Here is a 5,309-nt window from a genome sequence, read left to right as displayed (position 1 = left end):
GGGGGGGGGGGGGGGGGGGGGGGGGGGGGGGGGGGGGGGGGGGGGGGGGGGGGGGGGGGGGGGGGGTGTGGGGGGGGGGGGGGGGGGGGGGCTGGGGTCGTGACGAGGAGGGTCGCGGACGGTCTCGCCGCGCCGTGGGACATCGCCTTCTTGCCCTCCGGCGAGGCGCTCGTCAGCGAGCGGGACAGCGGCAGGATCCTGCGGGTACCGGCCGGTGGCGGCCGGCCGACCACGATGACGACGCTGCCCGGGGTGCTGCACCAGGGCGAGTCGGGGCTGCTGGGGCTCGCGGTGTCCCCGACCTTCGCCCGTGACCAGTTCGTCTATGCCTATTACACGACGTCCAGCGACAACCGGATCGTCCGCTTTCGACTGGACGGCACCCGCGCCGAGGCGCCGACCCCGATCCTCACCGGCCTCGCCCACGGCGTGATCCACAATGGCGGCCGGATCCGTTTCGGCCCCGACGGCCTGCTGTACGTGGGTGTCGGCGACACCGGCGTGCGCACCAACGCGCAGAATCTCGCCAGCCGCAACGGCAAAATCCTGCGGATCCGACCCGACGGCACCATCCCGGCGGACAACCCGTTCCCCGGGTCGCCGGTGTACAGCCTCGGCCACCGCAACGTGCAGGGGCTGGCCTGGGACTCGGCCGGGCGGATGTGGGCCTCGGAGTTCGGCCAGGACCGGTTCGACGAGATCAACCTGATCGTGGCGGGCGGGAACTACGGCTGGCCGGTCGTCGAGGGAGACGGGGACACCGACGGCGGACGGTACCGCCGTCCGCTGGCGACCTGGCCGGTCGCGGACGCGTCGCCGAGCGGCATCGGGATCCGCGGGAACACGATGTACGTCGCGGCGCTGCGCGGGCAGCGGCTGTGGGAGCTCGACCTGGCCGGGGCGACGGTCCGCGGCGAGCCGCGGGCGGTGCTGGACGGCGTGGCCGGGCGGCTGCGGGCGGCGGTGGCCGCCCCCGACGGCTCGATCTGGATCCTCACCAACAACACTGACGGCCGGGGCGAACCCCGGCCGGGCGACGACCGGATCCTCGCGCTGCGCTAGATCACGCCAATCCGATCACGCAACGTCACGACGTCGCCGATCACGATGACGGCGGGCGAGACGATGCCGGCCTCGTCGCAGCGCTGGGCGATGTCCGCCAGGGTGCCGGTGACGACGGTCTGCTCGGGTGTTCCGCCGGCGTGGATCACCGCGGTCGGGGTGTCGGCACCGCGGCCGCGCTTGACCAGTTCACCGCTGATCCCGGCGAGCGCGGCGACGCCCATCAGCACGACGATGGTGCCCGGACCGGTGGCCAACGCATCCCAGTCGACGGTGGAACCCGGATGGGACGGGTCGACATGGCCGCTGACGATGGTGACGTCCTGCGTCAGCCCGCGGTGGGTGACAGGAATGCCGGCCAACGCGGGGACCGCCACCGCGCTGGTCACCCCGGGCACGATCTCGCAGGGCAGGCCGGCGGCGGCGCAGGCCAACGCCTCCTCGCCGCCGCGGCCGAAGACGAACGGATCGCCGCCCTTGAGCCGCACGACGCCGAGGCCACGCCGGCCGCGGTCGACCAGGACGGCGTTGATCTCGTCCTGGGTGAGGTTGTGCCCATGCGGGGCCTTGCCTGCGTCGACGATCTCAGCGTCGGGCCTGGCCTCGGCGAGCAGGTCGCGGGGAGCCAACCGGTCGACGACGAGGACGTCCGCGATCCGCAGCAGCTTCAGCCCACGGACGGTGATGAGGTCGGCACGCCCCGGCCCGCCCCCGACGAGCGCCACCCAACCACCCGGCGATCTGTCCACGTCGGTCACCTCCGCCTGCCCGCCACACCCGTCCCACCCGCGGGGACCCATTCCGTCCAGTGTGGGGCCTGACCAGCGGATCCGGGAGCGAAAGTGAGCGAGCTGGGTGCTTTCAGGCTCCGCGGCCGAGGCGCCGGCGGGCCACGCGATAGGCGCGCCAGCCGGAGCGCAGGCCCCGCCGGGCGCCCGCCAGCGCGTCGCGGTGACCGTGTTCCACCATCTGCAGGATCTCCTCGGAGCCGGCCGTTCGATCCACCACCAGGCGGCTGATGGCGAACCGCGACTCGACCGGCTGATGCAGGCGATATCCGATCTCGCAGGCGGAGTCGAAACCGGCCGCGGCGACGACGTGGCGAACCGACGCGCAGTGGTATCCAAAGGGATAGGAGAAACTGTCCGGGCTGCGGCCGGTCTTTTCCTCGATAGCGCGCCGGCTGGCCGTCACGTCATAGCGGGCAATGGCGGTCGGGACGACGTCGAGTTCGAGGTGACGGTGTCCGTGCGTGCCGAGTTCGACGCCTTCGCCGGCGAGAGCGGCGAGGTCGGGCCAGTCGAGCAGCGGAAGATTACGCTCGCTGTAACCGTCGAGCCAGGTGGCCCGCCGACCGGCGAACGCCGTCGGGAGGTAAAGGGTGGCGCTCGCCCCGGCGGTCTGCAGGGCTGGTAGCGCCGTGCTGATGAAGTCGTCGAACGCGTCGTCGAAGGTGATGGCCACCTGCCGCCGGTGCGGATGCGCGAGCGCGTCGGTAAGGCCGGTGAGATGATATCCACTGGCGGCGAGGGCGCCCAGCTGCTCGGCGAACGCGGCAGGCGGGACCTCCCAGCGACGGAAGTCGGCGCTCACCGAGTCACCCACGCTGTGGTACATGAGGACCGGCAGAGGGATCGTGAACGCTTCGCCGGGCACGCCCGACGTGGTGCCTGGAAGCACGGTCGCCATGGTGGTCACGCTGACCCCATGCCCACTGTGGCCGACGCCATGCCCGGATCGGAGTAGTTATTTCCGTCCATATACCTGTGTATATCGATTTGCGGGGACACGGGCCGATCTCCCTCCGCGACGACGCATCTTGGACGACCAGGTGACACGGACGAACATCCCATCAGGTGCAGCAGTGCGCAGACCCGGCGAGGAGACCGGAACTAAAACATCGAACGGTCCGCGAACTACCCGGGACTCTACACGCGCATACCGGGCGTGCCAATGGTTTCGACAGATCAACCGGGTACGCCACGCACGCGCGGTGGGGACATCAGCGCCCACCTCCGGAGAGACACCCGGTCGGACCGATTGGGCGCCCACGGCCCCTACCGCTCGATAAAGCGGGGTAACACGGATGGGCAGTGCGTGACCCGAACCCTCCGACCCACCGAAATTCCGGGCCGCGTGTCAAACGAAAGGCTTTCGTTTCCACCGGCCCGAATCAGCGCGGTGCCTTACATTGTCACGCCTGGGTCTCGGCGGCCCGCCGCCACCGGATTTCGGCGTCGATGAAATCGTCCAGGTCACCGTCCAGCAGGCTGCCGGTGTTCGAAGTCTCGGTACCGGTCCGGAGGTCCTTGACCAACTGGTACGGGTGCAGCACGTAGTTGCGGATCTGCGAACCGAAGGACACGTCCTGCGGGCCGCCGGTGAGGCGCTGCTTCTCCGCGGCCTCCTCGGCTCGGCGGCGCTCGAGCAACTTCGCCTGTAGAACGATCATGGCGGCCGCCTTGTTCTGCAGCTGGCTGCGCTCGTTCTGGCAGGTGACCACAATGTTCGTGGGCAGATGCGTGATCCGGACCGCCGAGTCGGTCGTGTTGACCCCCTGGCCGCCAGGACCGGACGACCGGAAGATGTCGATCCGGAGTTCCTTGTCGTCGATGTCGACGTGGTCGGACAGCTCGACCGCCGGCGTCACCTCGACCCCGGCGAAGGAGGTCTGCCGACGGTTCTGGTTGTCGAACGGCGAGATCCGCACGAGGCGGTGCACGCCGTGCTCGCTGCGCAGCGTGCCGTAGGCGTAGGGCGCCTTCACCTGGAAGGTCGCCGACTTCAGGCCGGCCTCCTCCGCCTCGGAGGTGTCGAAGACCTCGGTGGCGTAGCCGTGGCGCTCGGCCCAGCGCAGGTACATCCGGAGCAGCATCGCCGTCCAGTCCGCGGCGTCGACGCCGCCGGCACCCGCGGAGAGCTGCACGATCGCGTCGCGTTCGTCGAACTCCCCGGACAGCAGCGTGCGCACCTCCAACGCGGCGATGTCCGCGGTGAGGGCGGGCAGGTCGACGGCGGCCTCGGCGAGCAGCTCCTCGTCCTCGAGCAGGACGGCGGCGTCGATGTTGTCGAGGCGGCGGCGCAGCCCCTCGAAGCGGGTGATGTCGCCGCGGACGGCGGACAGCCGCCGGGTCACCGCCTGCGCCCGATCCTGGTCCGACCAGAGGTCGGGATCGGCTGCCTCCCGCTCCAGGCCATCGGCACGGCTGCGCAACCCGTCCAGGTCGAGCACGGACTCGATGCCGCTCAGCGTGGCATCAAGCTGTTTGATCTCCTCGGGCAGATCGGCGGCCATGTCGCTCACCTTACCGGGGAGCCGGCCCGGGGACCGACCGAACCGATCTTGCGGTGGCCCGCGGCGCGCCCCGCCACCTGGCCCTGCGGCCAGGAGCGATCGGGGCACCCCCCGACAGCCACCTACCGACAGCAATGATCCGCACACGTGATGGTTTGGCGGATCGCGCGCCGGACGCCCACTCCGCAGGTATCCGGAGAGCGTCGCGCCCCTACCGGGCGGCAGTCGTGAAAAATCACGCCGAGGAAACATGCAATGGCTTTTCGACATCATCCCGAAACATGGACGGGAGTCCATCGTCATTACCACCGAGCAACGTCCGTACCGCCGACAATCCGCACCGTAGTCGGCCGTGGACGAGACCTGTCCCACATCCTCGGCGCGCGCTATCGCGCGCCTTCGGGAGCTACGAAGGATATCTTTGAGCCCGGCGATTCATCGAGGAATTCGCCGGCCGCCGGTACTCCGCAGACATCACGGTGTCATCGGTCGACCAGGGCATCCGCGGCATCTCCGCCGACGTGAATGCGGATGCAGGACGCCGTGCGGACCCAGATCAGTCGTCCGACCAGCCCGATCGCGAGGTTGCCCTGATGGTCCGCCGTCCCGTCGCCTCCACCCACCGCCGGGCGGATCAAGACACGATCAATTCCACCGGTCCCCGGAGGACATCCTCGTGCCCGAGGTCTCTGACAGACGGTCAGTGCTGGTCGTCACCGGTCTCGCCGCGGTTGGCGTCATGACTCCGAACGCCGATGCCATGAGCTCGGACGGCCCGGGCGAGCTGCACGAAGCGTGCGCCGCCGCGCTCGGCGCCGCCATCGGCGCGTACGAGAGCACGGAACTGGGCGCCACCGCCGCGGCGCTCGTCCCGCTGGAGCAGGCTACCCGCGCGGTGCCGCGACAGCACCGGCTGCGCGGCCGGGTCGCCCTCGACTGGATGCGCCTGCAC

At 70.4% G+C, this 5,309-nt stretch carries 5 protein-coding genes and 1 pseudogene; 2 read left to right on the top strand and 4 right to left on the bottom strand.

Annotated features, from left to right (window positions below; translation table 11 throughout):
- On the bottom strand, window positions 1-233 hold a 233-nt coding region (locus MXD58_RS19125; protein WP_250609669.1), incomplete at its 3' end, for a hypothetical protein.
- On the opposite strand from MXD58_RS19125, the gene MXD58_RS19120 reads away from it, so the two are divergent.
- Window positions 151-1,062, top strand: coding sequence for a PQQ-dependent sugar dehydrogenase (locus MXD58_RS19120; protein ID WP_250609668.1), 912 nt, complete (start codon window positions 151-153; stop codon window positions 1,060-1,062). The genes MXD58_RS19125 and MXD58_RS19120 overlap by 83 nt on opposite strands.
- On the opposite strand, the gene cobA is transcribed toward MXD58_RS19120, so the two are convergent.
- The 3 genes from cobA to prfB all read right to left on the bottom strand — a co-directional run bounded on the left by cobA (window position 1,059) and on the right by prfB (window position 4,357).
- Window positions 1,059-1,862 (bottom strand): uroporphyrinogen-III C-methyltransferase, encoded by an 804-nt coding sequence (gene cobA / locus MXD58_RS19115; RefSeq protein WP_248841118.1) that lies wholly within the window; start codon window positions 1,860-1,862, stop codon window positions 1,059-1,061. The genes MXD58_RS19120 and cobA overlap by 4 nt on opposite strands.
- A gap of 61 nt (window positions 1,863-1,923) precedes the next feature.
- Window positions 1,924-2,751, bottom strand: a complete 828-nt coding sequence (locus MXD58_RS19110; protein ID WP_248841120.1) for a polysaccharide deacetylase family protein — start codon at window positions 2,749-2,751, stop codon at window positions 1,924-1,926.
- Between the two features lie 505 nt (window positions 2,752-3,256).
- Window positions 3,257-4,357 carry a peptide chain release factor 2 gene (gene prfB / locus MXD58_RS19105; protein ID WP_248841122.1) on the bottom strand — a complete coding sequence of 367 codons (1,101 nt, stop codon included), beginning with the start codon at window positions 4,355-4,357 and terminating at the stop codon, window positions 3,257-3,259.
- Window positions 4,358-5,033: 676 nt separating this feature from the next.
- Between prfB and MXD58_RS19100 the strand changes: the two are divergent.
- Window positions 5,034-5,309 (top strand): annotated as a pseudogene (locus MXD58_RS19100) (hypothetical protein); the annotation flags it as partial.

Origin of the sequence: Frankia sp. AgKG'84/4, from assembly GCF_023242965.2 — a bacterium.
In the GTDB taxonomy this organism is placed as follows: domain Bacteria; phylum Actinomycetota; class Actinomycetes; order Frankiales; family Frankiaceae; genus Frankia.
The sequence above is the reverse complement of the archived record's forward strand: the minus strand, read 5'-3'. Positions and strand labels throughout refer to the sequence as shown.